We start from the raw sequence: 17,099 nt of genomic DNA, 5'->3' as shown, positions 1-17,099 counted from the left end.
GGCACATCTGCAATCTTGCGGGCCGCGGCACGCCACCTATATCGCCAATCGTCAAACGCGGTTGCGCTGCCGTAACGGGGCGTTTCGGCGATGAAGTCACAATATGCAGGGGCTAGGTAAAGCACTCATGGCAAAAGTAATCGGTATCGACCTCGGCACCACCAATTCGTGCGTCGCCGTGATGGAAGGTGGCAAGGCGAAGGTCATCGAGAATGCGGAGGGCGCGCGCACCACGCCGTCGATCGTCGCGTTCGCAAAGGACGGCGAGCGTCTGATCGGCCAGCCCGCGAAGCGTCAGGCGGTGACCAACGGCGACAACACGATCTTCGCGGTGAAGCGCCTCATCGGCCGTCGCTTCGACGATCCGATCACCAAGAAGGATACCGAGCTGGTTCCCTATCACATCGTGAAGGGTGCCAACGGCGACGCGTGGGTGCAGGCCGGCGGCAAGGATTACAGCCCGTCGCAGATCAGCGCCTTCACGCTGCAGAAGATGAAGGAAACCGCCGAATCCTATCTGGGTGAGACGGTGACGCAGGCGGTCATCACCGTGCCCGCGTACTTCAACGACGCCCAGCGTCAGGCGACCAAGGATGCCGGCCAGATCGCCGGCCTTGAGGTGCTGCGCATCATCAACGAGCCGACCGCGGCGGCGTTGGCCTATGGCCTCGACAAGCAGGATGGCAAGACGATCGCGGTCTACGATCTGGGTGGCGGCACGTTCGACGTCTCGATCCTGGAGATCGGCGACGGCGTGTTCGAGGTGAAGGCCACCAACGGCGACACCTTCCTGGGCGGTGAGGATTTCGACAACAAGATCGTCGAATATCTGGCCGAAGGCTTCAAGAAGGACGAGGGCATCGACCTCGCCAAGGACAAGCTGGCGCTGCAGCGGCTGAAGGAAGCCGCCGAGAAGGCGAAGATCGAGCTGTCGTCGGCGGCGTCGACCGAGGTCAACCTGCCCTTCATCACCGCGGACCAGAACGGCCCGAAGCATCTGGTGAAGACGATCACCCGCGCCGATCTGGAGCGGCTGGTCGAGGACCTGATCAAGCGCACGCTGGACCCGTGCAAGAAGGCGTTGTCGGACGCCGGCGTCACCGCGAACGAGATTTCGGAAGTGGTGCTGGTCGGCGGCATGACCCGCATGCCGCGCGTGCGTGAGATCGTGAAGTCGTTCTTCGGCAAGGACCCGCACACCGGCGTCAACCCGGACGAGGTCGTCGCGATGGGCGCCGCCATTCAGGCGGGCGTGTTGCAGGGCGACGTCAAGGACGTGCTGCTGCTCGACGTGACCCCGCTGTCGCTGGGCATCGAGACGCTGGGCGGCGTGTTCACGCGCATGATCGACCGCAACACCACGATCCCGACCAAGAAGTCGCAGACTTATTCGACTGCCGATGACAATCAGCAGGCGGTGACGATCCGCGTCTTCCAGGGCGAGCGCGAGATGGCGGCCGACAACAAGATGCTCGGCCAGTTCGACCTGCTCGGCATCCCGCCCGCCCCGCGCGGCGTGCCGCAGATCGAGGTGACGTTCGACATCGACGCGAACGGCATCGTGAACGTGTCAGCCAAGGACAAGGGCACCGGCAAGGAGCAGCAGATCCGCATCCAGGCCTCTGGCGGCCTGTCTGACGCCGACATCGACAAGATGGTGCGCGACGCCGAATCCTTCGCCGAGGAGGACAAGAAGCGCCGTGCGGCGGCCGAGGCGAAGAACAACGCCGAATCGCTGATCCACACCACCGAGCGTCAGCTTGCCGACAATGGCGACAAGGTCGACGAAGCGCTCAAGGGTGAGATCCAGGCGGGCATCGACGCGGCGAAGGCGGCGGTCGAGAGCGGCGATGCCGAGCAGATGAACGAGAAGAGCCAGGCGCTCGCGCAGGTCGCGATGAAGCTCGGCCAGGCGATCTACGAGAAGCAGCAGCAGACCGACGCTGCCCCGCAGGACGACGCCGCAACGGCCGAGACCAAGAAGGACGACGTGGTCGACGCCGAGTTCTCGGAAGTCGACGACAACAAGTAAAGTGACATGAACCCCTCCCGTCACGCCGGCGAAGGCCGGTATCCGGCGCCACGAACGAAACCGCACGTGGCGATGGACCCCGGCCCTGAACGCCTGACTTGCAGGCAGTCGGAGCGCCGGGGTGACGGTGTCGGGAGCGGGGGCACAGCATGACCGAAATCGATTATTACGAGCTGCTCGAATGCGAGCGCACCGCGGATGCCGGGACGATCAAGTCGTCCTATCGCAAGCTCGCGATGAAGTATCACCCGGACAAGAACGCCGGCTGCAAGGATTCCGAGGCGAAGTTCAAGGCGGTCAGCGAAGCCTATGACTGTCTGAAGGATCCGCAGAAGCGCGCCGCTTACGACCGCTTCGGCCACGCCGCGTTCCGCAACGGCGGCGGCGGCGGACAGCAGTCGCAGGATTTCGGCGGCTTTTCGGACATCTTCGAAAGCGTGTTCGGCGAGTTCATGGGCGGGCAGCGCGGCGGCGGCCGGCAGCAGGTTCGTCGCGGCGCCGACCTGCGCTATGACATGGAGATCTCGCTGGAGGAGGCGTTCCACGGCAAGGAGACGGAGATCACCGTCGACATCTCCGCCGCCTGTGACACCTGCAACGGCACCGGATCGAAGCCCGGCACCCACGCGCACACCTGCCAGCATTGTCACGGCCACGGCAAGGTCCGCGCGCAGCAGGGCTTCTTCGTGGTCGAACGCGCCTGCCCGCTATGCCACGGCTCGGGGCAGGTCATCACCGATCCGTGCGCGGATTGCCGTGGCGAGGGTCGCGTCGAGAAGACCAAGACGCTTGCCGTCTCGGTGCCGCCCGGCGTCGACGAGGGTACGCGCGTTCGCCTGACCGGCGAGGGCGAGGCGGGCGCACGCGGTGCGCCGGCCGGTGACCTCTACATCTTCCTGCACGTAAAGCGGCACGCGATCTACGAGCGCGAGGGCACGACGCTGTTCGCACGCGCACCGATCAGCTTCACCACGGCGGCGCTCGGCGGCACGATGTCGATCCCCGGGCTCGACGGGAAACGCCACGAGGTGAAGATCCCGGCCGGTATCCAGTCGGGCAAGCAGTTGCGGCAGCGTGGCGCGGGCATGCCGGTGCTGCAGGGCCGCGGCTTCGGCGATCTGGTCATACAGATCGAGGTGGAGACGCCGTCCAAGCTGTCGACCCGCCAGCGCGCGCTGCTGGAGGAGTTCCGCGAAACCGAGACCGGCGACGAATGCCCGCAGAGCCAGGGCTTCTTCTCGCGGCTCAAGAATGCCATTGCCGGCGAATGAACGAAACGCCAGAAAACGCGCCGCCTGAGTCCGACGCGCCGCCTCGATCCAACGCGCCAGCGTCTCAACATTCGCAACATTCGCCGGAGCAGGCGACGCCGCGGCAGTGCGGGCTGGTCGCGGTGGTGGGTGCGCCGAACGCCGGAAAGTCGACCCTGGTGAATGCCTTGGTCGGGCAGAAGGTCGCGATCGTCAGCCCGAAGGCGCAGACGACGCGCACCCGGCTGATGGGCGTCGCGATCGAGGGCGACACGCAGCTGCTGCTGGTCGACACGCCCGGCATCTTCGAGCCGCACCGCCGCTTCGATCGCGCGATGGTCGCCGCGGCGTGGGGCGGCACCGAGGGCGCAGACGTGATCGCGCTGATCGTCGACGGCAAGGGCGGGCTCGGCCCCAAGGTGACCGAGATCGTCGAGGCGCTGAAGGGCCGGCCGGAGCCGATCTACCTCGTGCTCAACAAGGTCGATCTCGCCGACAAGCCCAAGCTGCTGCTGCACGCCGAAAAGCTGAACGCGCTGCTGCCGTTCGCGGAGACGTTCTTCATCTCCGCACAGACGGGCGACGGCGTCGCGCATTTCAAGCGCGTGCTGGCCAAGGCGCTGCCCGAAGGGCCGTGGCATTACCCCGAGGACCAGGTCTCCGACGCCACCGAACGCGCGATGGCCGCCGAGGTGACCCGCGAGCAGCTCTACCTGCAACTCCACGCCGAGCTTCCCTACGCCAGCGTGATCGAGACCGAGAAGTTCACCGATCGCGAGGACGGCTCGGCGGAGATCCACCAGCAGATCATGGTCGAGCGTGCATCGCAGCGTGCGATCGTGCTCGGCAAGGGCGGCGCGCGGATCAAGGAGATCGGTGCACGCGCGCGCGCCGAGCTGGCGGTGCTGCTCGATCGTCCCGTGCACCTCTACCTGCACGTCAAGGTCAAGCCGAACTGGGACGAAGACCGCAGCGTCTACCGCGACCTCGGTCTCGACTGGGTGGAGTGATCCCTGCCCGCCGCGTCATCGCGGGCGTAGCGAAGCGATCCACGGCCGCGCGCGTGCCGTCCCGGACTGCTTCGCTCCGCCGGCGCTGACGGCGGACACGCTCCGGTCATGGCCCTGTTCACCCGTCTTCGTACCGTCCTCGCCGAGGAACGGTGGGACTATGCCCCGCACGAACGCCCGGTCATGCCGGGCTCGCCGGGCTCGCCGGACCATCCGCTGGCGCGCAAGATCGCCTATGCGCTGGTCGCGGTGCTGGTCGGGCTGACCAGCGGCTTCGGCAACGCGCTCGTCGCCGCCAATACGGTGACGTTGGCGGGAGCGCTCGGCCTGGATCCGGCGGAGATCGCGTGGCTGCCGACGGTCTATGTGATGACCAACGTCAGCATCAACCTGCTGCTGATCAAGTTCCGGCAGCAATTCGGGCTGCGGCCGTTCGCGATCATCTTCCTCTCGCTCTACCTGCTGCTGACGCTCGGGCATCTTTTCGTGCGCGATTTCTGGTCGGCGGTGCTGGTGCGCGGGGCCAGCGGCATGGCCGGCGCCGCGCTCAACACCTTCGCGCTCTATTATCTGATGCAGGCCTTCCCTGCGAAATGGCGGTTGCGCGCGATCGTGCTGGGGATCGGCGTGCCGCAACTCGCCACCCCCCTCGCGCGGCTGTTCTCGCCCGAACTCCTCTCCATGAGCCAGTGGCGCACGCTCTACCTCTTCGAACTCGGGCTGTCGGCGCTCAGCCTCGCGGCGGTGCTTGCCTTTCGACTGCCGCCGACGACGCGGCAGAAGGCGTTCGAGAAACTGGACTTCGTCACCTTCGCGCTGTTCGCCGGATCGATGGGGCTGTTCGCGGCGGTGCTGGGGCTCGGCCGCTACGTGTGGTGGACGCAATCGACGTGGATCGGCTGGGCGCTGCTCGCCGCGATCCCGATGCTGGCCGCCGCGCTCATCATCGAGCATCACCGCGCGAATCCGCTGCTCAACACGCGCTGGCTGGGCAGCGCCGACATCATCCGCTTCGCGATCGTCACGCTGATGGCGCGGATCGTGCTGTCGGAACAGACCTACGGCGCGGTCGGGCTGCTGACGGTGCTGGGCCAGAACAACGATCAGCTCGTGCCGTTCTTCACGATCATCTTCCTCGCCACCGTTGCGGGTTTCGTGATCAGCGCGCTGACGCTCGACCCCACGAAGCTGGCGCATCCGGTCATGCTCGCGATCGGGCTGGTCGCCGTCGCCGCGTGGGTCGATTCCTACTCGACCAGCCTGACGCGCGCGCCGCAGCTCTATTTGACGCAGGCGACGATCGCCTTCGCCGGCGCGTTCTTCCTCGGGCCTTCGCTGCTGTTCGGGATGACGCGCGCGCTGCAACAGGGCGCCGGGCACGTCATCAGCTTCCTGGCGCTGTTCGGCGTGCTGAATTCGATCGGCGGGCTGGCGGGCACCGCCCTGCTGAGCACCTACCAGATCGTCCGCGAGAAGGCGAACAGCGCCGCCCTGGTGCAGGCGGTCGACCCCACGGACCCGATCGTCCAGGCGCGCTTGCAGGCCGGCGGCGCGGGCGTGGCGCGCGTGGTCGGCGATCCGTCGCTGCGCGCGGCGGAGGGCGGCGCGCTGCTGTCGCAGGCCGCGACGCGTGAGGCCAACGTGCTCGCTTATGACGACATGTTCCGCATGATCGCGGTGCTCGCCGCGCTCACCTTCCTCTATCTCCTCTTCCTGCTGTTGCGCCGTTCGTGGCGCGCACGCGTTCAGGCCACCGCATGACCGACATCCGCTCGCCCGTCGCCCCGCAGCCCGCCACCGAGGAGAAGGTGGCCGAGGATACCGCAATGCCCGCGCCAACCCCCGCCCCCGCCGGTTCGGGCTGGCGCCCGCCGGCGCTGTCGCGCACCGCGGTGGCGCTTATCCTGGTGCTCGCGATCGCCGGCATTGCGGCGGTGCTGGCGGCGTGGCGCGTCTGGCCGTTCACCACCGCCTACGAATCGACCGACAACGCCTATGTTCGCGGACGCACCACCGTCATCGCGCCGCAGGTGTCGGGGTACGTCACGCGCGTGCTGGTGCGCGATTTCGAGAACGTCCGCGCCGGGCAGCCGCTGGTCGCGATCGACGACCGGATCTACGCACAACGCGTCGAGCAGGCGCAAGCGCAGGTGGAGAGCGCACAGGCGACGCTCGCCAATAGCCAGCAGACCGCCGCCAGCCGCGCGGCGAGCCTCGGCGCGCAGGGTGCCGCCGTCGCCAACGCACGCGCGCAGTTGATGCGCGCACAGGCCGACATGAACCGCGTCAACGATCTGGTCACGGACGGCTCGGTATCGCTTCGCGAACGCGATCAGACGCTTGCCGCGCTTCGCCAGGCGCAGGCGCAACTGAACCAGGCGCAGGCCGCGCAGGAGATCGCGCGTCAGGACATCCGCACCGTCGAGGTCGGGCGCGGCGGGCAGCAGGCCGGCGTCTCGGGCGCACGTGCCGCGCTGCGGCTCGCGAAGATCGACCTCGCGAACACCGTGATCCGCGCACCGGAAGGCGGTCGCCTCAGCGAGGTCGGCGTCCGCAACGGCCAATATGTGACAGCGGGATCGCAGTTGATGTTCCTCGTCCCGCCCGAGACGTGGGTGATCGCCAACTTCAAGGAAGCGCAAACCGCGCGGATCGCGGTCGGGCAGCGCGCGAGCTTCACCGTCGATGCGCTTGCCAACGAACGACTGACCGGCCGGGTCGAGCGGATCTCGCCGGCCGCGGGCAGCGAATTCGCGGTGCTCAAGTCCGACAACGCCACCGGCAACTTCACCAAGGTGCCGCAACGGATCGCGGTGCGCATCCGCGTCGATCCCGGCCAGCGGCTCAGCCAGCGGCTGCGCCCCGGTATGTCGGTACAGGCGCGCGTCGACACCGGCGGCGTGTCGAACGCGCAATGAGGCGCGCGCCCGCCCTGCTCCCGACCCTGCTCCCGCTCCTGCTCGCGGGATGCGCGCTGCCCGGTCCGCGCCGCGCCGCGCCGGAGGCCGCCGCGGTCGTGCCACCGCCGGCGTGGCGCAACGCGCTCACCGCGGGCGGGCCGGTACGCGCGGACTGGTGGCGGGCGTTCGGCGATCCGACGTTGGCCGCGCTGGTGCAGCGCGCGCTCGCCAACAATCTCGATATCCAGACCGCCGCCGCGCGTGTCGAGGAAGCCCGCGCTGCCGAGGCGCTGGCGCGCGCGCAGCTTTCGCCGCAGCTCGGCGGGTCCGTGCCCGAAACGCAGGGGCAGCAGATCAGCGCGCTCGGCACCACGGCGCGTTCGGCGGCGGTGCAGCCCGGCGTGACGCTCAGCTACGATCTCGACCTGTTCGGGCGATTGCGGCAGGCGACGCGCGCGGCGCAGGCGCAATTGCTCGCGACCGAGGCAGCGGCGGACACCGTGCGCCTCGCCACCGCATCCACGGCCGCACAAAGCTACATCACGTTGCGTGCGCTCGACCACCGCCTTGCGATCGCGCGCGACACGCTGGCGGCGCGCACCAATGCGCTGCGGATCGCGCAGCGGCGGTTCGAGGCCGGTTACACCTCACGGCTCGAATACCGGCAGGCGCAGGCTGAATATGCGGCGACCGCGCAACTGGTTCCCGCCGCCGAGCTGGCGATCACCCGCGCCGAAAACGCACTGTCGCTGCTGACCGGGGACGTGCCCGGTGCGGTCGCCCGCGGCACGACGCTGGAGCGGCTGGCGACACCGGCGATCCCGGACGGCCTCCCCGCCGACCTGCTCCGTCGCCGCCCCGACCTGTTCCAGGCCGAACAGACGCTGGTCGCGGCGGACCGCTCGCTCGACAGCCAGCGGGCGGCGATGCTGCCCAACCTGTCGCTCACCGGTGCCGCCAACCTCGTGCTGTCGACCGCGCTGGCGCAGCCGGAGGTGGTGTTCTCGCTCGGGGCGAGCATCCTCGCGCCGATCTTCGACGGCGGGCGGCTGCGTGCGCAGGAACGCGCCGCCACCGCCCGGCGCGATCAGGCGGCATTCGCCTACCGGCGCACTGCGCTCACCGCGTTCCGCGAGGTCGAGGACGCGCTGGCCGGTGTCCGTCGCACCGGCGAACAGGCGCAGGCGCTTGCCGAGCAGGCGGCAGCATCGCGTGGCGCGCTCCAGAACGCCACCAATCGCTACCGCGCGGGCTATTCCAGCTACATCGAGCAACTCGACGCGCAGCGCACCTTGCTGACTGCCGAACTGTCGCTGGCGCAAGCGCGGGCCGACCGGCTCAACAGCTATGTCGCGCTCTACCAGGCGATGGGCGGCGGCTGGACGCGCGACGACGTGGCGGCAGTGACCCGCTAAGGCGACGGCGCGCCGCTTGAGCGGTTTCCGATCATGTTGCGCCATCGGCACGGCGGGGATTTGGAATCCGCCGCAAGGCGCGAGGAGGGCGCGATGCTTCGGCATCGTAACCGGGGAGCAACGCCGCGGCGGACCGGAATCACCCGTCGCGTAGCGAGCACCCAAAGGGCGATGTCGGTGGTGCAACGTGGTCGGAAACCGCCCTAGGGCATCCCGGCGATCCGGTCCTCGTCGTCGCTCGGAAGATCGACGTTCTCGACCGGCGGCTGCTTCCAGAGCGAGGTGAGCAGGTAAAAGGCCAGGTTGCTCCCCTGCGTCAGCGCCCCGCCCGCCAGCAACAGCCCGGCCATCGCCTCGCGCGGGCCCTGGATCGCGCCGCTCATCTCCAGCGCGGCACTGAGGAACAGCAGGTCACGATTGGGGATGATCGGCAGGCGGGAGATCACCATCTGCGCGGTCAGGAACACCAGCCACACGCTCCACGGCTCCTGCGGCAGCACGACCGCCCATTGCGTCGCCTGCAACACCACCGACGCGACGATCCGCGCGCCGTGGATCGTCATCACGCGCATCATCTGCGGCACAGGCATCGCGATCAACTGCCGCCGCATCCGGAACAACAGCGGCGCGAGGAAGACCGCGCCGAGCAGCCCCGCGATCAGCAGCGCCGGCCCGGGATCGAGCCAGGCCGCGATCCGCCGCGCATCGCCCGCTGCCGCGAACACGACCAGCAAGACCAGCGTGACCATCCCGGAGGCGAGCGCGGACAGGATCGCATTGTCCTTCAGCCCGATCGCGATCGTCTTGCCGGGCAACCCGATCACGCGCCGCAGCCAGACGAAGAGATACAATTCGCCCGAATAGCCGACGAGTGCGCTGTTATAGATGCGCTTGCGGATGAGGATCGGGAACGCGCCCGGCAACGCGCGCCCGAAGATCGTGCGAAACACCACGATCTCCGAGGCTGGCAGGACGAGGAACCCGACGACGAACAGGATGTAGAACAGCGGGTTGACTGGCAGGCTGGCGAGGACGTCGCGCCACCCGATCGCCCGGATCTTCAACGCCATCCACGCGATCATGCCGACGAAGAACGCAACGCGCGCCACCTTGCCCGCAACCCGCGCCGCCGGGCGATCCGCCAGCGCCCGAAGGCGCTCGAGACGTTGTTGAAACACCGCGCGTGCGCGTCAGAAGATGCCGAGCGCGCGCGACTGCGCGTAAAAGGCATCGAACGACGCGCGCTGCCGCGGCGTCAGCCGGAACTGCGAGTAATTGGCGGTCGTGCCCAGCAGCTTGCGGATGTTCCATTCGACGATATCGATCGGGCGCAGCGCGACGCGGCGAGTGAAGTGATCGCGCTCCCACGTATTGCTGCCGTGGAAGCAGCGGATCAGCAGCGCCGACCATTCGGCGCCCATCGTCACCGCGCCACGTCGACCCCATTCGTCGCGATACGTGCTGTCCTCACCCTTCCGCTCGGAAGGGTAGCGGATGTGGTCGTCGCGGACGTGCAGGATCGTGCTGGGCGCGCCGCCCTGGATATGGCCGATATACGGCCGCTCCAGCCATTCGGGATCGTCGAGATGCACCAGCGTCGCGTGCGTCCAGCATGCCGCCTTCGCGCCCAGCGCTGCATATTGGCGCGTCAGCCGCTCGGGATCGAACCAGTCGTCGTCATCCCATTGCGCGAGCAGGTCGCCGCGCGCGAGATCGAGCGACAGGTTGCGCAATTCGCCCAGCGTGCGCGCGGGGTCCTTGACCAGCCGGTGGTGGATCAACCGCTCCGCCGGAATTGCCGTCAGGATCGGGGTGTAATCCTCCGCACCGTCGTCGACGATGATCAGCTCGCGGTTGGGATAATGCTGCGAAAGGAAGCAGTCGACCGAGCGTTCCGCCAGCTGGCGGCGGTCGGCGGTGACCATCAGGCAGCTGATCCGCGGCCCTTCGTCGCCGAACGGCATCATGATGCGCGCGCCGCCCGATGCTGGGCAGGAGGCCGCGAACCGGCTACCAGCGAGCATTCCATGACGCGTATCATCTTCATCCTCAGCTATCCCACCTACGTCAGCGTCGCCGACCAGGCCGAATGGCTGGCGTGGATCAATCGCGATCGTCGGATGCCCGCTATCCTATCGGCGATGGGGGTGGAAGTCGAGTTGTGGGGGATCGGGCACGAGGCATGCGTCGTCGCCGCTCCCGGCGACGCAGCCAGCCGCTACACCGTCCGCCTGTTCACCGCGGACAATCCACGCAACCCGGCGCGCGACCATGTCAGCGCCGTGATGCTCGCCGCCGCGCGCGCCGCCACCGACGCGCTGTTCGTGGTGATCGGCACGAACGGCGGCATCGGCTATCATCTGTTCGACCAGCTGCTGCGGCCCGAGAAGCGCCGCTTCGCGGTCATCATCGGCGGCGATTACTGGAGCCGGCTGCTGCCGCTCGCGAAGATGGTGTTCCCGGAATCGGCCGTGCAGGAACGGGCGCTGGCGCACCCGCCGTTCTGGCGCGTCGCGATCCCGCGCACGCGAATGCTGCGGTTGCCCAAGTCGATCGACACCGCCCTGTTCCACCCCGAGCAACGCCCGACCCGCTGGGACGTGATCGCGATCAGCCGCCTGTCGCGGTGGAAGAGTTTCGCCGAGGTCGGCGCGTTGTCGCGGCGTTACCGCGTGGCGGTGGCGGGCGGCGGCCCGGACGGCGCGGCGCTGGCGCGGCGCTATCCGCACATCGAATGGCTGGGGCACGTCCCGCATCGCGACGTGCCGGGGCTCCTCCATCAAAGCCATCTCTACTTCCACGCCGGGCGGCGCGATTACTTTCCGCGCGCGATCGTCGAGGCGATGGCGTGCGGAAAGCCGGTGGTCGGGTTCGGCGCGCGGATGGGCGACGACGTCATCCCGCCAGATTGCGGGTTGCGCGTGGATCGCGCAACGTTCGCGGCGGGGACCGCGGCACTGCTCGACGACCCGGTCCGGATCGCGGCGATGGGCGCGGCGGCGCGTCGTCACGTGGTGGCGACGCACGGGCTGGATAGCAGCGTGCCGGCATGCCAGGTGCTCGCGGGGATGCTGCGGTGAAATGGTCGTTCGTCATCCCCTATTTCGACGAGGCCGACTATCTGCCCGCCACGCTGGAAAGTCTCGGTCGCCAGACGCTGCGGCCGTTCCGGCTGGTGCTGGTCGATAACGCGTCGACGGACGGATCGCCGGCGCTGGCGCGGCGGATCGGCGCGACGCTGACGGGAATCGAGATCGTCCACCTGCACGAGGATCGCCCCGGCAAGATCCATGCGCTGGAATGCGGGCTCGCGGCGGTCACGACGCCGTTCGTCGCATTCGGCGACGCCGACACGCTCTATCCGCCGCATTACCTCGCGACCGCCGATGCTGCCTTCGCGCCCGGCGTCGTGGCCGTGATGGGCACCGACGTGCCGGCCGACGACGAGGGCGCCGCGTTGCGCAAGCGCCGCCATGTGCAGGTCGCCAGCCGGCTCTGGCCGAAACAGACCCACACCGGCGGCTATGGCCAGACGTTCCGCACCGACGCGTTGCGCGCGGCGGGTGGTTATGCGGAGCGTTGGTGGCGCTACGTGCTGGAGGATCACGAGATCATGCAGCGGGTCGTGCAGCAGGGCCGTGTCGTCTATCCGTTCGATCTCTGGTGCGTGCCGTCGGACCGGCGCAGCGACCGCAGCGCGGTGAACTGGACCCTGCCAGAGCGGCTGCTCTACCATTTCACGCCCGCCACGGCGAAGGACTGGTATTTCTATCGCTTCCTCGGTCCGCGGCTGGCGGCGCGGCGCATGGACAATCTGAACCTGCGCGCAAAGACGTGGCGGGATTGACACCGCGCGGCGGCGATCCCCTTGTGTGGCCGAATAGCAACACCATCTGACAGCCAAGCGAGACAGGGCTTCCAGATGAACCTAGAGAAATTCACCGACCGCGCGAAGGGCTTCCTCCAGTCCGCGCAGACCGTTGCGATCCGCATGAGCCACCAGCAGATCGCGCCCGAGCATCTCCTCAAGGCATTGCTCGAGGATGAGCAGGGCATGGCCGCCGGGCTCATCACCGCCGCGGGCGGCGATCCGCGCCGCGCGGTGACCGAAACCGACGCCGCGCTCGCGCGCATTCCCGCGGTCAGCGGCTCGGGCGCGCAGAACACCCCCGGCCTGTCGGCGGATGCGGTGCGCGTGCTCGACCAGGCCGAACAGATCGCGCAGAAGACCGGCGACAGCTATGTCACGGTCGAGCGGCTGCTGGTGGCGCTGGCGCTCAGCCTCAACACCACCGCCGGCAAGGCGCTGAAGGCCGCGAACGCGACGCCCGAGGCACTCAATGCCGCGATCGTGCGATTGCGCGGCGGGCGGACCGCCGACACGGCCAGCGCCGAGGATCGCTACGACGCGCTCAAGAAGTTCGCACGCGACCTGACGCAGGCGGCGCGCGACGGCAAGCTCGACCCCGTGATCGGGCGCGACGAGGAGATCCGGCGCACGATCCAGGTGCTCGCCCGCCGCACCAAGAACAATCCCGTCCTGATCGGCGAGCCCGGCGTCGGCAAGACCGCGATCGTCGAGGGGCTGGCGTTGCGGATCGCCAATGGCGACGTACCCGACGGCCTGAAGGAAAAGACGCTGATGGCGCTCGACATGGGCGCGCTGATCGCGGGCGCGAAGTATCGCGGCGAGTTCGAGGAACGGCTGAAGGGCGTCATCGACGAGGTGAAGGGCGCGGACGGTCAGATCGTGCTGTTCATCGACGAGATGCACACCCTGATCGGCGCCGGCAAGTCCGAGGGCGCGATGGACGCGGGCAACCTGCTCAAGCCGGCGCTGGCGCGTGGCGAGCTGCATTGCGTCGGCGCGACCACGCTCGACGAATATCGCAAGCACGTAGAGAAGGACCCGGCGCTGCAACGCCGCTTCCAGCCGGTGTTCGTGGGCGAGCCGACCGTCGAGGACACGATCAGCATCCTGCGCGGGCTGAAGGAGAAGTACGAACTGCACCACGGCGTGCGGATCACCGACGGCGCGCTGGTCTCGGCCGCGACGCTCTCCAACCGCTACATCACCGATCGCTTCCTGCCCGACAAGGCGATCGATCTGATGGACGAGGCCGCCAGCCGCATCCGCATGGAGGTGGAAAGCAAGCCCGAGGAGATCGAGACGCTCGACCGTCGCATCCTGCGCCTCAAGATCGAGCGCGAGGGGCTCAAGCGCGAGACCGACGCAGCGTCGATCGACCGGCTGGAAACGCTGGAGGGCGAACTCGCCAACCTCGAGCAGCAGTCCGCCGAACTCACCGGCCGCTGGCGCGCCGAGAAGGACAAGATCGCGGGCGAGGCGAAGCTGAAGGAACAGCTCGACGCCGCGCGGCTGGAGCTGGAACAGGCGCAGCGGCAGGGCGATCTCGGCAAGGCAGGGGAGCTTTCCTACGGCCGTATCCCGGCGCTGGAGAAGCAGCTCGCCGAAGCCGCGGCGACCACCAAGGGCGCGATGCTGCGTGAGGAAGTGACCGCCGACGATATCGCAGGCGTCGTCAGCCGCTGGACCGGGGTGCCGGTCGAGCGGATGCTGGAGGGCGAGCGCGAAAAGCTGCTGCGGATGGAAGAGGTGATCGGCAAGCGCGTGATCGGGCAGGCCGATGCGGTGCGCGCCGTTTCCACGGCGGTCCGCCGCGCCCGCGCGGGCTTGCAGGACCCGAACCGGCCGCTCGGCTCGTTCCTGTTTCTCGGGCCGACCGGCGTCGGCAAGACCGAGTTGACCAAGGCGCTCGCCGAATTCCTCTTCGATGATTCCAGCGCGATGGTGCGGATCGACATGAGCGAGTTCATGGAGAAGCACGCGGTATCGCGGCTGATCGGCGCGCCGCCGGGCTACGTCGGCTATGAGGAAGGCGGCGTCCTGACGGAGGCGGTGCGGCGCCGTCCCTATCAGGTGGTGTTGTTCGACGAGGTCGAGAAGGCGCACGGCGACGTGTTCAACGTGCTGCTGCAAGTGCTCGACGACGGTCGCCTGACCGATGGCCAGGGGCGCACCGTCGACTTCTCGAACACGCTGATCATCCTGACCTCCAATCTCGGCAGCCAGTATCTCGCCAACATGGGCGAGAACGATGCGGTGGAAAGCGTCGAGCCACAGGTGATGGACGTGGTGCGCGCGCATTTCCGTCCGGAATTCCTCAACCGGCTGGACGAGATCATCCTGTTCCACCGGCTGGGTCAGGCGCACATGGGGCCGATCGTCGACATCCAGGTCGGGCGAGTCGGCAAGCTGCTGGCGGATCGCAAGGTCACGCTCGACCTGACCGACGCCGCGCGCGCGTGGCTCGGGCGCGTCGGCTACGATCCGGTCTATGGTGCCCGTCCGCTCAAGCGCGCGGTACAGCGCCACCTCCAGGATCCGCTTGCCGAACTGATCCTGCGTGGCGAGGTGAAGGACGGCGCGAACGTCCATGTCGACGAAGGCGATGGGAAGCTGATGCTGGACGTCGCGTGACGTCGCAGGGCGTGGCAGGGGACGCTTTGTCACACGCCACGCCTTGAACGTCGCGACCTCAGCCGCCATCTGGAAGGCGAAGCGATCCGTTTTTGGGTGAGGATTACATAGCGATGCAGGGCGGCGTTGACCGCCGCCCGCGTCACTGACCATCATCCTGCGACCATCCCTGCGCAGCGGATCACCGCTCCGCAGGGATGGTCGTCATAGCGGAAAGATCCTGCGGTGCAGACCGAAACCCCCTCCCCCCGCCCCGGCGTCACGCGTCGCAACCTGCTCGGTACGGCGCTCGCCGCCGGCACCGCCTCGATCGCCGCGCCGACCGCGCGCGCGGCGCGCAGCGAACGGAAGGTCGATGTCCTGCTGATCGGCGGCGGGATCATGAGCGCCACGCTGGGCGTCATGCTCAAGCAGCTTGAACCCGATTGGACGATCGAGCTGGTCGAGCGCCTCGACACGGTCGCGGACGAAAGCTCGAATGGCTGGAACAACGCCGGCACCGGTCACTCGGCGCTGTGCGAACTGAACTATACGCCCGTCAACAAGGCCGACGGTCGCGTCGAAATCGCCAAGGCGATCGAGATCAACGAACAATTCCAGGTCACCCGCCAGTTCCTCGCCGCGCAGGTGAAGGCCGGGGTGCTGGGTAACCCGCGCTCGTTCATCAACTCCACGCCGCATATGAATCTGGTCTGGGGAGCGGAAAACACCGCCTATCTGAAGAAGCGCTACGAGGCGCTGGGCGCCAGCCCGCTGTTCTCCGGCATGGAATTCACCAGCGATCCGGCGCAGATCGCCTCGTGGGTGCCGTTGATGATGGAGGGCCGCGCCGGTGGCGAACCGCTTGCCGCGACGCGTTCGCCGCTCGGTACCGATTGCGACTGGGGCGAGGTGACGCGCCAGTATATCGCGACGCTGAAGAAACAGCCGAAGTTCACGCTGACCACGGGACACGAAGTTCGTGCACTGGAGCGCAACGCCGACGGCACGTGGCGCGTCACCGCCACGGGAATGAAGGACGACAGCGAGCAGGTGATCACCGCCCGCTTCGTCTTCGCTGGCGCGGGCGGCGGTGCGCTGCCGATCCTTCAGAAGTCGGGCATTCCGGAGGCGGAAGATTACGCCGGCTTCCCGGTTGGCGGCTCGTTCCTGGTCACTGACGATCCCGCGATCGCGCAACGCCACCTCGCCAAGGTCTACGGCAAGGCGGCGACCGGATCGCCGCCGATGTCGGTCCCGCACCTCGACACGCGCTACCTCGACGGCAAGCAGGTGCTGCTGTTCGGCCCGTTCGCAACCTTCTCCACCAAGTTCCTCAAGGAGGGGTCGTACTTCGATCTCCCCGCCTCGGTCACGCTCGACAATTTCCGCCCGATGCTCAGCGTCGGCTGGGATGATTTCGACCTCGTCGAATATCTCGCCGGGCAGCTGATCATGAGCCAGGAGGACCGGATGAACGCGCTGCGCGAATATCTGCCCGGCGCAAAGGACGCCGACTGGCGGCTGTGGCAGGCGGGTCAGCGCGTGCAGATCATCAAGCGTGATCCTGAAAAGGGCGGTGTGTTGAAGCTCGGCACCGAGATCGTCGCGTCGAAGGACGGTTCGATCGCGGCGCTGCTCGGCGCGTCCCCCGGTGCCTCGACCGCGCCGTCGATCATGCTGAACCTGCTCAGGAAGGTCTTCGCCGATCGGCTGGCGACCCCGGCGTGGCATCAGCGGATCACCGCGATGGTGCCCAGCTACGGCGTCGCCCTCAACGATCAGCCGGATCGGCTGGCGAGCGAGTGGGCGCAGACCGCGGAGGTGCTGCAACTCGCCATCGCCTCGCCCGCTGTCCAGGTCGCCACGACGCCGCGCCCGGCCGCGACGCGCGTGAAGCCGGATCGCCATCCCGATCTCGCGCTATAGTCTCGTGGTGCAACGCCGCCCCTGTTCCTGACCGGGTCTTTCATGCGAGAGGGGCACTCACATCGCTCTTCGGCTCAAGGCA

At 68.0% G+C, this 17,099-nt stretch carries 12 protein-coding genes; 10 read left to right on the top strand and 2 right to left on the bottom strand.

Features of this window, described 5'->3' with window-relative positions:
- Nucleotides 1–127: 127 nt before the first annotated feature.
- From dnaK to SPHPHY_RS0106070, 6 genes are all read left to right on the top strand, one after another.
- Nucleotides 128–2,032, top strand: coding sequence for a molecular chaperone DnaK (gene dnaK / locus SPHPHY_RS0106100; RefSeq protein WP_022685815.1), 1,905 nt, complete (start codon nt 128–130; stop codon nt 2,030–2,032).
- A 149-nt stretch (nt 2,033–2,181) separates the two neighbouring features.
- Complete coding sequence (gene dnaJ / locus SPHPHY_RS19520) at nt 2,182–3,303, top strand: molecular chaperone DnaJ (RefSeq protein ID WP_022685814.1); 1,122 nt, start codon at nt 2,182–2,184, stop codon at nt 3,301–3,303.
- Nucleotides 3,300–4,292 (top strand): GTPase Era, encoded by a 993-nt coding sequence (gene era / locus SPHPHY_RS0106085; RefSeq protein WP_022685813.1) that lies wholly within the window; start codon nt 3,300–3,302, stop codon nt 4,290–4,292. Before dnaJ ends, era begins: the two co-directional genes overlap by 4 nt.
- 108 nt (nt 4,293–4,400) lie before the next feature.
- Entirely contained in the window at nt 4,401–6,053 is a 1,653-nt protein-coding gene (locus SPHPHY_RS0106080; RefSeq protein ID WP_022685812.1) for an MFS transporter, read from the top strand.
- Complete coding sequence (locus SPHPHY_RS0106075) at nt 6,050–7,210, top strand: HlyD family secretion protein (protein WP_022685811.1); 1,161 nt, start codon at nt 6,050–6,052, stop codon at nt 7,208–7,210. Before SPHPHY_RS0106080 ends, SPHPHY_RS0106075 begins: the two co-directional genes overlap by 4 nt.
- Nucleotides 7,207–8,607: an efflux transporter outer membrane subunit gene (locus SPHPHY_RS0106070; protein WP_022685810.1), complete on the top strand. Its 1,401-nt coding sequence runs from the start codon at nt 7,207–7,209 to the stop codon at nt 8,605–8,607. Before SPHPHY_RS0106075 ends, SPHPHY_RS0106070 begins: the two co-directional genes overlap by 4 nt.
- Nucleotides 8,608–8,810: 203 nt before the next feature.
- On the opposite strand, the gene SPHPHY_RS0106065 is transcribed toward SPHPHY_RS0106070, so the two are convergent.
- Entirely contained in the window at nt 8,811–9,785 is a 975-nt protein-coding gene (locus SPHPHY_RS0106065) for a hypothetical protein (protein ID WP_028056550.1), read from the bottom strand.
- Between the two features lie 12 nt (nt 9,786–9,797).
- Nucleotides 9,798–10,574, bottom strand: coding sequence for a glycosyltransferase family 2 protein (locus tag SPHPHY_RS0106060; protein ID WP_043129956.1), 777 nt, complete (start codon nt 10,572–10,574; stop codon nt 9,798–9,800).
- Between the two features lie 60 nt (nt 10,575–10,634).
- On the opposite strand from SPHPHY_RS0106060, the gene SPHPHY_RS0106055 reads away from it, so the two are divergent.
- The 4 genes from SPHPHY_RS0106055 to mqo all read left to right on the top strand — a co-directional run bounded on the left by SPHPHY_RS0106055 (nt 10,635) and on the right by mqo (nt 17,017).
- Nucleotides 10,635–11,687, top strand: a complete 1,053-nt coding sequence (locus tag SPHPHY_RS0106055; RefSeq protein ID WP_022685809.1) for a glycosyltransferase family 4 protein — start codon at nt 10,635–10,637, stop codon at nt 11,685–11,687.
- Nucleotides 11,657–12,454 carry a glycosyltransferase family 2 protein gene (locus SPHPHY_RS0106050; RefSeq protein WP_081645257.1) on the top strand — a complete coding sequence of 266 codons (798 nt, stop codon included), beginning with the start codon at nt 11,657–11,659 and terminating at the stop codon, nt 12,452–12,454. The genes SPHPHY_RS0106055 and SPHPHY_RS0106050 overlap by 31 nt, the downstream gene beginning before the upstream one ends.
- A 75-nt stretch (nt 12,455–12,529) precedes the next feature.
- Nucleotides 12,530–15,109, top strand: coding sequence for an ATP-dependent chaperone ClpB (clpB, locus tag SPHPHY_RS0106045; protein ID WP_022685807.1), 2,580 nt, complete (start codon nt 12,530–12,532; stop codon nt 15,107–15,109).
- 225 nt (nt 15,110–15,334) lie between these two features.
- Nucleotides 15,335–17,017 carry a malate dehydrogenase (quinone) gene (mqo, locus tag SPHPHY_RS0106040; protein WP_022685806.1) on the top strand — a complete coding sequence of 561 codons (1,683 nt, stop codon included), beginning with the start codon at nt 15,335–15,337 and terminating at the stop codon, nt 17,015–17,017.
- Nucleotides 17,018–17,099: the final 82 nt, after the last annotated feature.

It is taken from the genome of Sphingomonas phyllosphaerae 5.2 (assembly GCF_000419605.1).
GTDB classification, from domain to species: domain Bacteria; phylum Pseudomonadota; class Alphaproteobacteria; order Sphingomonadales; family Sphingomonadaceae; genus Sphingomonas; species Sphingomonas phyllosphaerae_B.
This window is presented reverse-complemented; position numbering and strand designations above follow the sequence as displayed.

Coding starts and splice junctions, on each gene's coding strand:
- dnaK (WP_022685815.1), top strand. CDS start 128: ATGGCAAAAGTAATCGGTATCGACCTCGGCACCACCAATTCGTGCGTC.
- SPHPHY_RS0106060 (WP_043129956.1), bottom strand. CDS start 10,574: ATGATGCCGTTCGGCGACGAAGGGCCGCGGATCAGCTGCCTGATGGTC.
- SPHPHY_RS0106070 (WP_022685810.1), top strand. CDS start 7,207: ATGAGGCGCGCGCCCGCCCTGCTCCCGACCCTGCTCCCGCTCCTGCTC.
- era (WP_022685813.1), top strand. CDS start 3,300: ATGAACGAAACGCCAGAAAACGCGCCGCCTGAGTCCGACGCGCCGCCT.
- SPHPHY_RS0106080 (WP_022685812.1), top strand. CDS start 4,401: ATGGCCCTGTTCACCCGTCTTCGTACCGTCCTCGCCGAGGAACGGTGG.
- SPHPHY_RS0106055 (WP_022685809.1), top strand. CDS start 10,635: ATGACGCGTATCATCTTCATCCTCAGCTATCCCACCTACGTCAGCGTC.
- clpB (WP_022685807.1), top strand. CDS start 12,530: ATGAACCTAGAGAAATTCACCGACCGCGCGAAGGGCTTCCTCCAGTCC.
- SPHPHY_RS0106075 (WP_022685811.1), top strand. CDS start 6,050: ATGACCGACATCCGCTCGCCCGTCGCCCCGCAGCCCGCCACCGAGGAG.
- dnaJ (WP_022685814.1), top strand. CDS start 2,182: ATGACCGAAATCGATTATTACGAGCTGCTCGAATGCGAGCGCACCGCG.
- SPHPHY_RS0106050 (WP_081645257.1), top strand. CDS start 11,657: ATGCCAGGTGCTCGCGGGGATGCTGCGGTGAAATGGTCGTTCGTCATC.